Origin of the sequence: Paraburkholderia largidicola (genome assembly GCF_013426895.1) — a bacterium.
Lineage (GTDB): Bacteria > Pseudomonadota > Gammaproteobacteria > Burkholderiales > Burkholderiaceae > Paraburkholderia > Paraburkholderia largidicola.
This window is the reverse complement of sequence record NZ_AP023175.1, coordinates 486628-502013: the sequence shown is the minus strand read 5'-3', so window position 1 is coordinate 502013 and position 15386 is coordinate 486628. Positions and strand designations below refer to the sequence as shown.

The 15386-nt window shown below is 64.1% G+C and carries 13 protein-coding genes; 6 read left to right on the top strand and 7 right to left on the bottom strand.

All coding sequences use genetic code 11. The features are described from left to right. Positions 1-5: 5 nt before the first annotated feature. Positions 6-1322, bottom strand: coding sequence for an MFS transporter (locus PPGU16_RS18980; protein ID WP_197986845.1), 1317 nt, complete (start codon positions 1320-1322; stop codon positions 6-8). Positions 1323-1451: 129 nt separating this feature from the next. Then, complete coding sequence (gene hyi / locus PPGU16_RS18975; RefSeq protein ID WP_180724289.1) at positions 1452-2228, bottom strand: hydroxypyruvate isomerase; 777 nt, start codon at positions 2226-2228, stop codon at positions 1452-1454. A gap of 367 nt (positions 2229-2595) precedes the next feature. On the opposite strand from hyi, the gene PPGU16_RS18970 reads away from it, so the two are divergent. After that, positions 2596-4620 (top strand): glycoside hydrolase family 28 protein, encoded by a 2025-nt coding sequence (locus PPGU16_RS18970; protein ID WP_434064430.1) that lies wholly within the window; start codon positions 2596-2598, stop codon positions 4618-4620. A gap of 246 nt (positions 4621-4866) precedes the next feature. Further along, a complete protein-coding gene (locus PPGU16_RS18965; protein WP_180724288.1) occupies positions 4867-5640 on the top strand; it encodes a DUF4410 domain-containing protein in 774 nt (257 codons plus the stop codon). A gap of 102 nt (positions 5641-5742) precedes the next feature. On the opposite strand, the gene PPGU16_RS18960 is transcribed toward PPGU16_RS18965, so the two are convergent. Beyond that, positions 5743-6759, bottom strand: coding sequence for a 1-aminocyclopropane-1-carboxylate deaminase (locus PPGU16_RS18960; protein ID WP_180724286.1), 1017 nt, complete (start codon positions 6757-6759; stop codon positions 5743-5745). A gap of 157 nt (positions 6760-6916) precedes the next feature. Between PPGU16_RS18960 and PPGU16_RS18955 the strand changes: the two genes are divergently transcribed. Next, complete coding sequence (locus tag PPGU16_RS18955; RefSeq protein ID WP_091786641.1) at positions 6917-7426, top strand: Lrp/AsnC family transcriptional regulator; 510 nt, start codon at positions 6917-6919, stop codon at positions 7424-7426. Between the two features lie 128 nt (positions 7427-7554). Beyond that, positions 7555-9990, top strand: coding sequence for a hybrid sensor histidine kinase/response regulator (locus PPGU16_RS18950; protein WP_180725133.1), 2436 nt, complete (start codon positions 7555-7557; stop codon positions 9988-9990). Positions 9991-10004: 14 nt separating this feature from the next. Here PPGU16_RS18950 and PPGU16_RS18945 read toward each other — a convergent pair whose 3' ends face one another. Then, entirely contained in the window at positions 10005-10670 is a 666-nt protein-coding gene (locus PPGU16_RS18945) for a UdgX family uracil-DNA binding protein (RefSeq protein ID WP_243460633.1), read from the bottom strand. Positions 10671-10815: 145 nt separating this feature from the next. Between PPGU16_RS18945 and PPGU16_RS18940 the strand changes: the two genes are divergently transcribed. Both PPGU16_RS18940 and PPGU16_RS18935 read left to right on the top strand, forming a co-directional pair. Continuing rightward, positions 10816-11217, top strand: a complete 402-nt coding sequence (locus tag PPGU16_RS18940; RefSeq protein ID WP_180724283.1) for a chemotaxis protein — start codon at positions 10816-10818, stop codon at positions 11215-11217. A 144-nt stretch (positions 11218-11361) separates the two neighbouring features. Further along, on the top strand, positions 11362-11985 hold the full coding sequence (locus PPGU16_RS18935; RefSeq protein ID WP_180724280.1) for a hypothetical protein: 624 nt from the start codon (positions 11362-11364) through the stop codon (positions 11983-11985). Positions 11986-12070: 85 nt separating this feature from the next. On the opposite strand, the gene PPGU16_RS18930 is transcribed toward PPGU16_RS18935, so the two are convergent. The 3 genes from PPGU16_RS18930 to PPGU16_RS18920 all read right to left on the bottom strand — a co-directional run bounded on the left by PPGU16_RS18930 (position 12071) and on the right by PPGU16_RS18920 (position 15230). Continuing rightward, positions 12071-12229, bottom strand: a complete 159-nt coding sequence (locus tag PPGU16_RS18930) for a hypothetical protein (RefSeq protein ID WP_180724278.1) — start codon at positions 12227-12229, stop codon at positions 12071-12073. A 71-nt stretch (positions 12230-12300) separates the two neighbouring features. Next, positions 12301-13053: an endonuclease/exonuclease/phosphatase family protein gene (locus PPGU16_RS18925; RefSeq protein WP_180724276.1), complete on the bottom strand. Its 753-nt coding sequence runs from the start codon at positions 13051-13053 to the stop codon at positions 12301-12303. Beyond that, positions 13050-15230, bottom strand: a complete 2181-nt coding sequence (locus PPGU16_RS18920; RefSeq protein WP_180725132.1) for a VTT domain-containing protein — start codon at positions 15228-15230, stop codon at positions 13050-13052. The genes PPGU16_RS18925 and PPGU16_RS18920 overlap by 4 nt, the downstream gene beginning before the upstream one ends. Positions 15231-15386: the final 156 nt, after the last annotated feature.

The following is a 15386-nucleotide window of genomic DNA, read 5'->3' as shown; positions in this document are numbered from 1 at the left end:
GGAAGTCAGCGGCCCGAGGTCTGTTGCTCCGCGAGTTCCGCGGGTACGGCGACATGCGCGGGCGCGGACGACTCGCCGTGCGTGATCAGCTTCCACGCGACCGTCGCGCCGATGATGTCGAACAGCATCAGACAGACGAACAGCGGGTTATAGCCGAGAGTAGCCGCCAACGCGCCGACGATCAACGAGAAGATCATCCCGCCCAGCCAGCCGAACATGCCGGAGAAGCCCGTCGCCGTGCCGACTTCGTGCTGGCCGAACACGTCGGACGCGAGCGTGAACAGCGCGCCGGAGATGGCCTGGTGAGCGAAGGCGCCCATGCAGAACAGCGCGATCGCGACATACGGGCTGGCCGCGAGGCCGATGCACGCCGGGCCGACCATCAGCACCGCGCCGCAGATGATGACCAGCTTGCGCGACGTGATCAGCGACGCGTTGAAGCGACGAATGAAGAACGGTGCGAGATAACCGCCGACCAGACACCCGAGATCCGCAGCAAGGAACGGCATCCAGCCGAACAGCGCGATCTCCTTCAGGTTCATATGTCGAACGGTGAACAGGTAGAGCGGAATCCAGAAGTTGAAGGTCTGCCATGCCGGCTCGGCGAGAAAACGCGGAATCGCGATGCCCCAGAAACGGCGCGTCGACAGCACGTGACGCCACGACGGACGCGCCGTCGCGTCCTGCGCACGCCGCTCCTGGCCGGCCAGGATGTACTGGCGTTCGTCCGTCGACAGATTGGGGTGATCTTCGGGCTTGCGGAAGAACACGAGCCACAATGCCACCCAGATCAGCGCCGAGCCGCCCGTCACGACGAAGGCCATCTGCCAGTTGAACGTCAGGATGCAGTACACGACGAGCGGCGGTGCGAGCATCGCGCCGATCGACGTGCCCGTGTTCAGCCAGCCCGTCGCGATGGAGCGCTCTTTCGCCGGGAACCATTGGCTGATCGCCTTCATGCCCGCCGGGAAAATCGCGGCTTCGCTCATGCCGAGCAGGCCGCGGAAGAACGCCAGCGACGTCCAGCCAGTCGCAAGACCGTGCAGCATGTTCGACGCGGCCCACGCGATAGCGAAAATCGCAAAGCCGATCTTGAGCCCGACGAAGTCGAGGATATAGCCCGCGACGGGCTGCATCACCGTGTACGCGCCCTGGAACGCCGCGACGACATACGAGTATTGCTGCGTCGTCATGTGCAGCTTTTCGGTGAGCGTCGGCGCGGCGACGGACAGCGAGCTGCGCGCGAGATAGTTGAAGACGGTCCCGAGCATGATGAGCCCGATGATCCACCAGCGTAATCCTTTGATCGTATGGCGTTGCACTGCATGTCTCCTGCGGATGACGGGCATCGCGTGTGGCTCGCGATGACGTCTGGATGAGTCTGTATGTGGTGTGGCGCGAGGTTGTGACCGCTGCGGCTTGCGCCGCGCCGCAGCAGCGTGTTCAGGCAATCAGAGGTAGGCAGCCGTCCAGCCGAGGCCCGCATCCGTGGTCGTGGCGGGCTTGTACTCGCAGCCGATCCAGCCTTCATAGCCGATCGCATCGAGGTGGCCGAACAGGAACGGGTAGTTGATCTCGCCCGTGCCGGGTTCGTGGCGGCCCGGATTGTCGGCGAGCTGGACATGCGCGATGCGCGGCAGGTGTTTCTGGAGCGTTGCGGCCAGTTCGCCTTCCATCCGCTGCATGTGATAGATGTCGTACTGCAAATAGAGGTTGTCGCCGCCAGCCTCGTCGATCAGATCGAGCGCCTGTTGCGTGCGGTTCACGTAGAAACCTGGGATATCGAACGTATTGATCGGCTCGACCAGCAGGCGTATACCTGCCCGTTTCAACTCTGCCGCGGCGAAGCGCAGATTGCCGACGAAGGTCTCGCGAATCGTGTCCTGATCCACACCCGCTGGCGCGATACCCGCCAGCACGTTCAACTGTTTGCAGCCAAGGGCGCGCGCGTAGTCGATCGCGGTACCGACGCCTTCCTGAAACTCGCCGACGCGCTCCGGCAAACACGCGATGCCGCGCTCGCCGCCTGCCCAGTCGCCCGCCGGCAGGTTGTGCAGCACCTGTTCGAGGCCGTGCTGGTGAAGCAGCGCGGCGAGCCGGTCTTTTTCGTATGCGTACGGGAACAGATACTCGACACCCTTGAAACCTGCCTTCGACGCAGCGGCAAAACGCTCCGGAAAATCATGCTCGGTGAAGAGCATGGTCAGATTGGCGCAGAGTTTTGTCATGGCGTGTCTCGCTCCTGATGTCGGGCGGTGCAGCAAACGCGTGGTCGGGCGATGGTGCCGGAGCGTGTGCGTTGGGACTTTTCTATGTCAGACATCGTCGCTTTTGAGAAACAAGTTGTCAAGCAAATAGTGCGTTGTCTTAGGGCCATCCCTGGTCCACCAGGACGCAGTGATAATGCCTACAAGCCGCTTGTAATATCAGTATTAACGAATCAGACGCGCATTCATCGAGCCGAGAAGATTGCCGAATTACGCTTGACACTCATCAAGTTGTTTTACAACAATGTCTCCGTCGCGATCCAACAGGACAACGTGCGGATCGCGCGAACGATCCCCATCGAAGCAGGCAGACGACAAGGAGACATCGGTGACGACGCACAACAGAAGCAGTCGCGCGAACAGGGCAGGCTCGAGCACATCCAGCGTGGGCCCAGACGGCCCGCAATCCCCGCAACGCCGTACCTTCATCGCATTCGCGGGCGCGGCAGCGGGCGCAACGCTGCTCGGCACGCTGCCCGGTTGCGGCGGCAATCATTCGAACTCGACAGCGCCAACGGCAAACAGCGACCCGGTCTGGGGCAGCAATGGCGCAGCGGAGCAGATCATCGCGTCGCTGCAGAAGGTCTCGCAGTCGATGTTTCCGTCCGTCGATTTCGTCGTCACGAGTTACGGCGCGCAGCCTTGCGGTGTGATCGCCGCGACGAATCCGTACGGCGCTACGGCGTCATCGCCAACCAGTCCCGGCGCGGACCAGACCCACGCGCCCGGCTCGTTCGATTCGCGCCCCGCGTTCCTTGCCGCTATTGCCGCGTGCGGCGCGGCGGGCGGCGGGCGTGTCGTGGTGCCGGCGGGCACGTGGTATTGCGCCGGTCCGATCGTGTTGCAGAGCAATGTGAACTTCCATCTGGGCGCGAACTGCACGATCTATTTCAGCCCGAATCCCGCCGACTATGCGAAGGACGGCCCCGTCGACTGCGCATCGAACGGCAAGCTCTATTACAGCCGCTGGCAGGCAAACGATTGCCTGAATTTCGGCGCTCCTGTCTATGCGCGCAACCAGACCAACATCGCGATCACGGGCGAAGGCGCGAGCTCCGTGCTCAACGGCCAGGCGATGACGCCGTTCGCGGGCAGCGGCACGACGAGCACGTGCTGGTGGACCTATAAAGGCACGAAGAACGCCTATGGCTGCACCGGCTCGACGACGCCTTCGCAGGCCTACGCAAACCCGAATAACGTCGATCTGAAAGCGGTCGTGCCCGGTATTTCTGATGCGCTCTACGCGCTGTTGACCAGCACCGCGACGCCCTGGCAGCAGGACCAGAACTATCTGCCGGCGCTATCGGAAGCGGGCGTGCCCGTCGAGCAGCGGATCTTCGGGCTCGGTCATTATCTGCGGCCATGCATGGTCGAGTTCCTCGGCTGCACGAACGTGCTGATGGAGAACTACCGCACGAACAACACGCCGTTCTGGCAGCACCATCCGACCGACTGCGCGAGCGTCGTGATACGCGGCGTGACGGTGGACAGCATCGGACCGAACAACGACGGCTTTGATCCCGACGCCTGCAACAACGTGCTGTGCGACGGCGTCACCTTCAACACGGGCGACGACTGCATCGCAATCAAGTCCGGCAAGGCGCTCGACACCACGTACGGCCCCGCGCAGAACCACGTGATCCAGAACTGCACGATGAACAGCGGCCACGGCGGCATTACGCTGGGCAGCGAAATGGGCGGCGGCGTGCAGAACATCTATGCGCGTAACCTGCAGATGCTCAACCAGAACTGGCAAACCAATCCGCTGAACATAGCGATTCGCATCAAGACCAACATGAATCGCGGCGGCTATGTGAAGAACTTCTACGTCGATAACGTCACGCTGCCGAACGGCGTCAATCTGACGGGCGGCGGCTATGGCAGCGCGTTGCTCGCGGGCAGCCCGATCAATGCGACGGTGCCGCTGGGCGTGGCGACGGCCTCCGCCGCCAATCCATCGGCGGCGCAAGGCGGGTTGATCACGTTCGATTGCGACTACCAGCCCGCCAACGATGCCGTGCGCACACGTCCCGCGCTCGTGCAGAACGTGAACATCTCCAATGTGACGGCGAGCAACGTAACGGTGAACGGCGTGACGGCCTCGTGCTTTCAGGCGATCGTCGCGCAGGGGCCCGTCGCATTCGACTACAACGGTCCCGCGCCGGCGCCCGCGATTCCGCCCATCTCCGGCGTCACGATCACGAACTGCAATCTCGGCACACCTGTGTGCAACGGCACGGCAAGCTCGACCACGCCGGGGGCGATCTACGCGTACAACGTGAATGCGATTTCGCTGTCCAACGTGTCGATCGGCGGGACAGTCTACAACACCTCGGTGGTGGACTCGCGCTGAACCTTGAGAAACGCTGGAACGCCCGCCGCATAAGCCGCAGCGCCGCATGACATGAGTCGACATAATTCGTCGATAGCCATCGCCAGGGCGCTCGGAGATACTGCGTTCCGCGTGCAGAGCTAACGGAACACAACAACAGAACGACACCGGCGATTCACGCAACCGTGACATCGCCGATGTTGCTTCGAGTGAAGCCAGAAACATCGGACGATCTGCTTAATCTTCTGACCGATGACAGGATTTCACATGTTTGCAGCTCTCAACTCCGTTCGTGGCAAAACCCTTCGCAGCGCGTCCGCTGCCATCGCCTTCAGCGCGATGCTGCTGAGCGGCTGTGCAGCCGCCAGCGTCACGAACACCGCCCAATATTCGACGCTCACGCAAGCGAACCCGCAGAACGTCTACGTCTACACGTTCGCGAGCAATCCGGAATCCGTGAAGCTCGACAACAGCGGCCTGATTCACAAACTGGGCGCAAGCTTCTCCGGTTCGTCGCAAACGTCGCAATCGTCGCAAATGCAGGAAGCAGCCGCCGCCAGCGACACGCTGACGGACGAAGTCGTCGCGAAGCTCCAGTCGATGGGCATGCACGCAATCCGCACGGATGCACCGCCGCCCGCCGACCAGAACGTGCTGATCGTCGAAGGCGCGGTCGGCTCGATCGACGCGGGCAATCATCGCCGCCGCACGCTGATCGGCCTGGGCGCCGGCAAGAGTGAAGTGACGGCGCATGTTCAGGTGCTGTACAAGCCGGCAGGCGGCATGCCGCAACTGGTGCAGACGTTCGATGCCGACGCGAACAGCGGCCATATGCCGGGCGTCGCGGAAACGGCGGGCGTGGGGGCGGTGGCGGGACACGTCGCGACATCGGCGGCTGTCGGCGGCGCGCTGCATGTCGGCTCGGAGCACAAGGGCGATACCGTCACGAGCGATGCGAAGAAGCTGGCGGATTCGGTGGCGAAGCAGGTGGCGCAGATCGGCGTCGCGCAAGGATGGGCGTCGGGCGATCTGGTGAAGTAACGCGGGAAAAACTGGGAAATCGGGGCCGCGCGCTTCACGGCCCCGATGCGAGGAGACGGATGGCGATGCCAGGCGGCATCACCATTTGTTTTGGTACGCCGATCAGCCTTCGCGGAACAGGAAGCTATAGGCGTTCAGCGCGGGCACGCCGCCCAGATGCGCGTACAGCACCTTCGAGCCTTCAGGAAATTCGCCGCGCCGCACCTTGTCGATCATCCCGTGCATCGATTTGCCTTCGTAGACGGGATCGGTCATTACGCCTTCGAGCCGCGCACACAGGCGGATCGCTTCGAGCGTGCCTTCGTTCGGCAAGCCGTATTCCGGGCCGCCGTAGCGCGTATCGAGCACGACGTCCTGCGCGGTGATATCGCGGCCCAGATCGACCTGTTCGGCCGTGCGCTTCGCGATGCGCGTGATCTGCTCGCGCGTCTGTTCCGGTTTCGCCGATGCGTCGATACCGATCACGCGGTCCGCGCGTCCGTCCGCCGCGAAGCCGACGATCATCCCGGCCTGCGTGCTGCCCGTCACCGAGCACACGACGATGTAATCGAACTTGAAGCCCAGTTCTTCTTCCTGCTGACGCACCTCTTCCGCGAAGCCGACGAAACCCAGTCCGCCGAGCGGATGGTCCGAGCAGCCGGCGGGGATCGCATAAGGCTTGCCGCCTGCCGCGCGCACGCTGTCGAGCGCATCTTCCCAGCTCTTGCGAAACCCGATATCGAAGCCATCCGGCACGAGCCGCACGTCCGCGCCCATGATGCGCGACATCTGGATATTGCCGACGCGGTCATACACGGCGTCGGAATAGTTCACCCAGTTCTCCTGCACCAGCACGCACTTCATGCCCAGATGCGCGGCGACGGCGGCCACCTGGCGCGTCTGGTTCGACTGGATCCCGCCGATCGACACCAGCGTGTCGCAGCCTTGCGCGAGCGCTTCGGGAATCAGGTATTCCAGCTTGCGCGTCTTGTTGCCGCCGAACGCGAGACCGCTGTTGCAGTCCTCGCGCTTCGCATACAGCTGGACCTTGCCGCCGAGATGATCCGAAAGGCGCTTGAGCGGCTGGATCGGCGTCGGCCCGAAGGTGAGGGGATAGCGGGGGAAACGTTGCAGGTTCATGGTCGAGGTCCGTTGTCTGGAAGGGCGCGAACGGTGCCGCGCTGACAGACATGATAGAAAAGACCCCGCGAAATGAGCTTGCGAAATAATTCAGTCAAAGCTACTTTACAGGCGAATACATACCTTCCAGACCTCGATTAGTTTTGTGTAAAACTCCATGTGCGCAACAAAATTACGCAGCCAGTCTGCCGAAGAAGCCACACCGCTGTCGCAACTCGACCGCATCGATCGCGCGATCCTCAAGCAGCTCCAGCAGGACGCGTCGATCTCGAATGTCGCGTTGGCGGCGAAGGTGAAGCTGAGCGCGCCCGCGTGCCTGCGGCGCGTCGAACGTCTGAAGGAAATGGGCCTGATCCGCGCGACGGTCGCGCTGCTCGATCCGAAAGCGCTCGGCGCGGGGATGCTGGTGGTGATCGGCGTCGTGCTCGACCGTTCGACGCCCGAAACCTTCGCCGCGTTTGAAAAGGCCGCGCAAAAGGTGTCGGGCTGCATGGAGTGCCACGTCGTGACGGGGGAATTCGATTACTTCATGCTGGTGCGCACGCGCGACAGCGAGAGTTTCAACCGGCTGCACGCCGAGCAACTGCTCTATCTGCCGGGCGTGCGGCAGATCCGCAGTTTCATGGTGCTCAAGGAAATCCTGTCGACGACGAAGTTTCCGTTCTGAGCCACCCGAAGTCGCCCGAAGTCTCCCGAAGTCGCGCGAATAGCGGCGGGCATAGGGTTTGATCGGCATGCCGACAGCCGGCCGGTGCTTATACAATGACCGCGCAGAGAGAGGCCACACAACAGGCAATGAGCGACGACGACAAGGACATCGGCAGCGTGGCGGGCGACAACGCGAACCCACCTGAACCGCACGCGGACGAAAGCGCCGCGGCGAGCGGCACGTCCGCGCGCGCCGTCGGCTTCAGCAGCCAATGGCTGCGCCTGTGGGCCGAATCCACCACCGACTACTCGATCTTTGCGCTCGCGCCGGACGGTACGATCATCAGCTGGAACCGCGGCGGCGAGACGATCCAGGGCTACCAGCCCGACGAGATTCTCGGCCGGCACGTGCGCGTGATGTACACCGACGAAGACCAGCGCGCCGGTCTGCCGGAACTCGGGCTTCAGCGTGCGCGCGAGGAAGGCCGCTACGAAGCGGAAGGCTGGCGCGTGCGCAAGGACGGCAGCCTGTTCTGGGCGAACGTCATCATCAATGCGCTCTACACACCCGATGGCGATCTGCTTGGCTACGGGCGCGTCGTGCGCGACATCAGCGACAAGAAAAAGGCCACCGACGACGCCCTTGAAAGCGACCGGCGCTTCCGGCTGCTGGTGCAGGGCGTGAACGACTACGCCATCTTCATGCTGTCGCCGGAAGGATGCGTCACCAACTGGAATCCCGGCGCGCGGCGCATCAAGGGCTATACCGACGAGCAGATCATCGGTAAGCATTTCTCATGCTTCTACACGCCGGAAGACGCGGCGGCGGGGGTGCCGCAGCGCGGCCTCGAAACGGCGACGCGCGAGGGCCGCTGGGAAGCCGAAGGCTGGCGCGTGCGGCGCGACGGCAGCCGCTTCTGGGCGCATGTCGTGATCGACGCGATCCGCGACGAAAACGGCGAGCTGATCGGTTTCGCCAAGATCACCCGCGACATCACCGAGCGCCGCCAGGCGGCGGAACTGCTCGACCAGACTCGCAACGCGCTGTTTCAGTCGCAGAAGATGGAAGCGCTCGGCAAGATGACGGGCGGCGTCGCGCACGACTTCAACAACGTGCTGCAAGTGCTGCGCGGCAATCTGGAACTGCTCGGCGCGCGCCACGACGATGCGTGGAGCCGGGCGCGAATCGGCCGCGCGATCGAGGCGGTCGAGCGCGGCTCGAAGCTCGCGTCGCAACTGCTCGCCTTTGGCCGCCGCCAGGCGCTGCAACCTGTCACAACCCATCTCGGCGACGTGCTGCGCGGCATGGAAGACCTGCTGCGCCGCGCGCTCGGCGAGCGCGTGCAGGTGCGTGTCCACGAATCGCATGCGGGCGGCGAGCTGTGGAACGTGCTCGTCGACGCGCATCAGCTCGAAAACGTCGTGTTGAACCTCGCCATCAATTCGCGCGATGCGATGCCCGAGGGCGGCGTGCTGACCTTCGGGCTGTCGAACGCCATGCTCTATGCGCAAGCCGCGATGACCGCGCAGGTCGAGCCGGGCGAGTACGTGAAGATGACCGTCACAGATACCGGCGCGGGCATGAGCGCGGAAGTCGTCGAGCGCGCGTTCGATCCGTTCTTCACGACGAAGCCCGAAGGCGAAGGCACGGGGCTCGGCCTGAGCATGGCCTATGGCTTCGTGCTGCAAAGCGGCGGGCACATCGAACTGGCGAGCACGCCGGGTGTCGGCACGACGGTGACGATCTATCTGCCGCGCTCGACGGACCCGGCCGTCGCCCGGCCCGTCGTCCAGGCCGAGCCCGAGTCCGACGAAGACCTGCGCGGAGGCGAGACCGTGCTCGTCGTCGAAGACGACCGGCGCGTGCAGCTGACCGTGGTCGACATGCTGTCGCAACTCGGCTACGGCGTGCTGACGGCGAACGACGCAACAGAAGCGCTGACCGTTTTGCGCAGCGGCGCAAAAGTCGATCTGCTGTTCAGCGATGTCGTGATGCCCGGCCCGCTGCTGAGTCCCGAGATGGCGCGTCAGGCGCAATTGATGCGGCCGTCGTTGAAGGTGCTGTTTACGTCGGGCCACACGCGCGACACGACTGGCCTCGACGCGCAACTGCGGCGCGGCGCCGATCTGCTGCAAAAGCCGTATAGCCGGGTGCAGCTCGCGCGAAAGATACGCGACGTGTTCGACGGCACCGCGCGGGCGGCCCATGACGCGGCGCTTTCCGCCACGCCGCGCACGCTGCATATTCTCGTCGTCGAGGACGACCGTGACGCCCGCGATGCGCTGTGCGAACTGCTCACGCTGCTCGGTCACACCTGGGACGCGGTGGCCAATGCAGAAGAGGCGCTGAAACGCCTGCAACTGCATCCGTTCGACGTGCTGTTGACCGATCTCACGCTGCCCGGTATGTCGGGCCTCGATCTCGCGCACGCGGCGATTGCCGTGCATGCCGTCAAGCACATCGTGTTCTCATCGGGTCGGGAGGCGCCGTTGCACGACGAATCGCTGCCGTTCACATGGACGGCGTTGCGCAAGCCTTATTCATTCGATCAACTGAAGGCCGCGCTCGACGCGCAACATTGACGCGGTCCCGCGTTTCATCGGCCGCTTTCGCGCGCCGCTACGCGCTGCGCGAGTTTTCCTGCTTCACCCAATGCCGCGACGATGGCCGCGTAGGCGCGCTCGCGTGTCGCTTCATCGGGCGCACGCAGCGCAAACGATGGATGATAGGTCGGCACCACATGACGCCCGCCATGTTCGAGCACCTTGCCAACGACGGCCTGCAGCCGCGCGTCGCGATCTTCCAGTAACGCCTTCAATGCCGTCGCGCCGAGCGCGACGATCACCCGCGGATCGACGGAAGCCTGCTCGCGCTCCAGCCAGTAATGGCACGCGTCGATCTCGCGTTGCGCGGGCGTCTTGTGCATACGGCGCTTGCCGCGCGGCTCCCATTTGAAATGCTTGACGGCGTTGGTGACATACACGTCGTGGCGCGCGATGCCGGCTTCCTCCAATGCATCGTCGAGCAGTTGTCCGGCGGGGCCGACGAACGGCTTGCCCTGTTGATCTTCCTTGTCGCCTGGCTGCTCGCCGACCATCATGATCGGCGCATGGTTCGGCCCGACGCCGCCGACTGCCTGCGTCGCGTGCGCCCACAACGCGCAGCGGCGGCAATCGTCGAGGTGCTTCGGCTGCTGGTCGGGGTCGATCTGTGGTGTGTCCTTCGCTGCGGCGTCCGGTTGGCTGGGTTTGCGTGAGTTCATGACGTGGTGGTTCGAAGATAGATGCACGCGCTGCATGCATGGCGACGCGAGCAATCCATGTTCCCCGCAGCAGATCGATCAGCGGAATGCTTCTTGCGCTTTCGTAGCGACGCACCATCCAGATCAACCCACTGTGGAGGCCAGCATGAGCACACTCAATCCCGACGACGAACAACGCCCCGAGGTCAGGCAAACGGGCCACGACAATGCATCGCTCGGGCCGAGCGATTCATCGGATAGTGGCAGCGATGTCGCGGGCGCGAAGCGTCACGCATTCGATGTCGACGATGAACTCGACAATCACGCGCTCGAAACGGGCGAAGCGGAACTCGCGAGCGACACCGACCGCTTCGGCACAGGCGAACGCGCCTCCGCCGATGGCGACTCGACGCTCGAGGATAACGAGGACATCGATGTGGACCGCGTGATCAGCGCGGCGGGCGAAGAAGACGCCGACGGTATCGCGGACGAGATTGCCGAAAGCTCGGACGAAGATCTCGACGACGACACGGATATCGACGACGCGCCGCGCGAACGCCGCAAATGACGCAGGCAAATGAGGCAGGCAAATGAGGCACGCAAATGAGGCACGCAGATAAGCCAGGCGCGTGCCTTGCTCAATTCATGCCATAGCGGGACGGCATGTGCTGCCGTCTTTTATCGAACGAAGTCTGGAACAAGGGAGGCATCCATGTCGCTCATCGTTGCCGCACGATTCACCACGTTTCCGACGGCCGAAGCGGCCGCCGAGCGTCTTTTTCGAGCGGGTTTTGTCGAAGAAGACGTGTCGCTGTTCTTCGTCAATCCGAGCGGGCAGCATGCGCGCTTTCCGATCGGCGGCGATCACAACAAGGACGCCGCCGCCACCGATGCGCCGAAAGGTGCGGGCTTGGGCGTAACGATCGGGGCCGTCGCGGGCGCCGTGGTCGGGGTGGGCGTCTTCACGGCATTCTCGGCGCCCGTGCTGGTGTCGGCGATCGCGGCGGGCGTCGGCGCGTATATCGGTTCGCTGGTCGGCGCCATGTACAAGACACGCGGCGGCGGCAAGGGGGCGCATCACGTGCGGGCGCATCACGAGGAGCGCGACTCCGGCGTGCTGCTGGCCGTGCATGTGACGCCCGACACGCAGCAAATGGCGGCGGGTCTGTTGCGCGAGGCGGGTGGCGCGTCGATCGAGCGCGCCACGGGGCGCTGGCAGCAGGGCCGTTGGGCCGACTTCGACCCGACACAGCCGCCGCAGCCGGTGCAGTCGGAGCGCAGCGTCGACGGGCGTATCCAGCGGCCTGGCGACAGGCCTGCCGAACGGCACGCATAGATCCACTTTTCCAAAAACAAACGCAGCGCGCGGTTGACACCACGTGCTGCGTTTTTTTCTTACGCTTCCGTCAGTTCGTTAGCGGTTAGCGCGAGCCTTCCGCATCGTCCTCTTCTTCATCGTCCAGGTCGTCCTCGAGATCGTCATCGTCGAGCGAGATCCGGCCCATGCCGACACCCGCATCCTTATCCGCATACGGTTGACGTGGGGCGTTTTCGTCCGGGGCGTAATTCTTTCTGACCATTGGCAGCTCCATGAAGAAAGTTAAACGAACCCGCAGAGCGCGCAAGCGATGCGCCTGCGCTCCACCGCGAACTAGTAATGATGCTCCCGCGCGATCCGCGCGACCAGCGGTAAGTGATCCGATGCGACACGCGCACGCGTGCTGCGGTGCACCGTTACGTCGATCAGGCGATCGGCAGGGTGCATCCAGATGCGGTCGAGCGCGAACACGGGCAGGCGCGACGGAAAGGTGCGCGGCGCAGGCGCCGCCCGAAAATGGGTGACGAGCATGCGCAGCGCGTGACCCCAGACGAACCACTCGTTGAGATCGCCCATCAGCAGTACGGGCATGCGCGGTGTATCGAATGCGGCAATCAGCGCGCGGATCTGCGCGCGACGCTCGCGCGACGACAGACCGAGATGGGTCGCGACCACACGGAGCGGCGAACCAGTGCCGTCCGTTTCCACATCGACGTCGAGCGCGCCGCGCGCTTCGCGCGTACCGAACGAGAGATCGAGCGAACGTGTCGCGCAGATGGGCAACCGGCTCAGGATCGCGTTGCCGTAGCGTCGTTCGGGCGTATCGAGCGTCGGGCCGGCGATCGCGTCCATGCCTGTCATTTCGCGCAAGACAGGCAGCGCATTCGGCGCAAAACTGCCGCCTAGTGGCACTTCCTGCAACGCGACAATATCGGCGTCGAGCTCACGGATCACGCCCGCGATGCGTTCCGGCGATGCCTGCCCGTCGGTGCCGACCGTGCCGTGAATGTTGTACGTGGCGATGCGCAACGCACGAAGGTCGGTTGCAGCCCTCTGTTCGCGCAAGGTCAGGACGCTGTCGTTCATGCGCGTCCCGCGAAGAAGCGTTGCAAGGCAACCGACAGTCCGATCAGCGCCGCGCCGATCAGCGCGACGAGCGCGAGCCCCGTAAGCGACGGATGACGGACGGCGGCGACGAGCTGATGAGCGAAGGTCGTCGCGAGCACGATGCCCGGCGTCATGCCGAGCACGGTGCCCGCCAGATAATCGCGCAGGCCGATATGCGATGCGCCCGCCGCGAGATTGATGATCGTGAACGGCGCAATCGGCACGACGCGCAGCACGAGAACCGTAATCAGCCCCTTTTTGCCGAGCTTTTCGCTGATCCGGTTGATACGATGCCCCGCGAATTTGCGTACCGCATCGTGACCGAGCGACAGCCCCGCATAGTACGTGATGCATGCCGAGATCATCGTGCCCGCGAACGCGTAGGTGCTGCCCCACAGTGCGCCGAACACGAATCCGCTCACGGCGATCAGCAGCGTGACGGGCACCGAGACGCTCGCCGCGATTGCATACAGCGCAACGATCGCAAAGGGCCCGAGCGGCGACGCGTGCACGCGCTGTGCGCCGTGCACGAGCGCGGTGAAACTGACGGCTTCGCGCAGCGGCGTGAAGCGCCACAGCATGCCCAGTGCGACGACGATCAGCGCGAGCGCGCCGAGCGCCAGCAGTTTGCCCATCAGCGGGCGGCTGTGTTCCTCGGGCAGAAAGTGCCGCACGAGTTCATGCGGCGCGACGGGCGCTTCTGCGTCGAACACGGACACGTGCGACGCCAGTTCTTCGAGATCGCCGGAAACGACGGGATCGAGCGGCATCAGCGTGCGCTCGCCGTGCCGCAGGTGCGCGATCGCGTCGTTCAGACGCCGGGTTGCGAGCGCGGCTTGCACATCGGCGGGCGAAACGTCCAGGTGCTCGGCCAGCAGCCGGTTACGGACCGATGCGATAGCGGCCTGCACGCGCGCATCGCCGCGCGCTTCAAGCGTGATGTTGCATTCCGTGTCGAGCACCATCGAGCGGTTGTTGAGATTCGCGCTGCCGACGATCAGCACATCGTTGTCGACGGTCATCAGCTTGCTGTGCACGTTGATGATCTGGTTGGACGTGCCGTTCATGCCGGCGATGGTCGGTGCGTACATCGCGTAGCGGCGGTGGCCGTCGGCGTGTTTCAGCAGGCCGTGAAGCCGCGCGCGCAACACGCCCATCGTCGCTTCCTGGAGCCAGCCGCTGGTTCGCTCGGGACCGACGACGGCGATGTCGGGGCTATCGGTATCCGCGAGACGCGCGGCCAGCGCCGCGCCGACGCGGCTCGCGGTGAAGTATTGGTTCTCGATGTAGATGGTGTGTTTCGCGTTTGCGATCGCATCGATATAAAGCTGCTGGATCTGCCCGACGAGTGGCCGTCCTTCAAAAGCGGGTTCCGTCAGCGAGATGCCGAGTTCGACGTCGTCGATATCGGCGGTAATGTCTGCGGGCCAGATACCGGCGTGGTCGTTCGAGTCCGGCGAGACGTCGAGCGGCTTGCCCGTCGCGAGTCGCCAACGCTCGCGCACGAGCCGGCTGACAGCGTGCGCGGCGGGGCCGTCGAACATCGCCTGCACGTCGTGCATTGGCTGATAGGGCGTGTCGCCTGCGTTGCGGCGCAAGGGCGCGTGAAGACGATGCTCGGGTGTGTCCCAACGCGAGCTGGTGAGATCGATGCCGCCGACGAACGCCAGCGCATCGTCGATCACGACGATCTTCTGATGATGCGACGCCCCGATGGGATGCCGACCGTCCTGCCGGAAGCGGATGCGGCGATGCGTGCGCCAGCCCATCTTGTACACGGGCAGCCATTCGCGCTCGAACGCATACAGCATCGCGAAGTCCCACGCGAGGATATAGATGTGCAAATGGCGATTGGTTTCCGCGAGCGCGCAGAGAAAGTCGGCGAGACCGGCGGGAAGACGATCGGGCGCGCCGCCGGGAACCAGTTGCAAACGGCTGTCGATATCCCAGCCGACGATATGGATCGTGTGGCGCGCACGGGACATCGCGTCGCGCAAGGCGGCGAAGTAATCGGCGGCGTCGATCAGGATGCGGAAGTGATGTGCGTGCTCGTGCCACGCGCAGTTGCGGTTCACGCGCAGGAGGCCCGGCGCGGCGCGGGTGTCGATAGTAGGCGGCTCTGCTTCGGCAGTGGTGATGGTCTGGGTTTGCGTCATCGTCGTGGTGTGCTTTTCGTTGTCGTGTGCAACATGCCGTTGCGTACGCAAGAAAGAGTCCATCGCGAACATTCAGAAAACCTGCAGCAAGCGACGTTCCCCGCGTTCGCGGGAACACCGCTTGCCACATTGACGATGCACAGCGTGTTGCAGAGC

Excerpts from the sequence above, each read along its gene's own strand:
- hyi (WP_180724289.1), bottom strand. The coding sequence starts at position 2,228 with ATGACAAAACTCTGCGCCAATCTGACCATGCTCTTCACCGAGCATGAT.
- PPGU16_RS18965 (WP_180724288.1), top strand. The coding sequence starts at position 4,867 with ATGTTTGCAGCTCTCAACTCCGTTCGTGGCAAAACCCTTCGCAGCGCG.
- PPGU16_RS18960 (WP_180724286.1), bottom strand. The coding sequence starts at position 6,759 with ATGAACCTGCAACGTTTCCCCCGCTATCCCCTCACCTTCGGGCCGACG.
- PPGU16_RS18955 (WP_091786641.1), top strand. The coding sequence starts at position 6,917 with ATGTGCGCAACAAAATTACGCAGCCAGTCTGCCGAAGAAGCCACACCG.
- PPGU16_RS18950 (WP_180725133.1), top strand. The coding sequence starts at position 7,555 with ATGAGCGACGACGACAAGGACATCGGCAGCGTGGCGGGCGACAACGCG.
- PPGU16_RS18945 (WP_243460633.1), bottom strand. The coding sequence starts at position 10,670 with ATGAACTCACGCAAACCCAGCCAACCGGACGCCGCAGCGAAGGACACA.
- PPGU16_RS18940 (WP_180724283.1), top strand. The coding sequence starts at position 10,816 with ATGAGCACACTCAATCCCGACGACGAACAACGCCCCGAGGTCAGGCAA.
- PPGU16_RS18935 (WP_180724280.1), top strand. The coding sequence starts at position 11,362 with ATGTCGCTCATCGTTGCCGCACGATTCACCACGTTTCCGACGGCCGAA.
- PPGU16_RS18930 (WP_180724278.1), bottom strand. The coding sequence starts at position 12,229 with ATGGTCAGAAAGAATTACGCCCCGGACGAAAACGCCCCACGTCAACCG.
- PPGU16_RS18925 (WP_180724276.1), bottom strand. The coding sequence starts at position 13,053 with ATGAACGACAGCGTCCTGACCTTGCGCGAACAGAGGGCTGCAACCGAC.
- PPGU16_RS18920 (WP_180725132.1), bottom strand. The coding sequence starts at position 15,230 with ATGACGCAAACCCAGACCATCACCACTGCCGAAGCAGAGCCGCCTACT.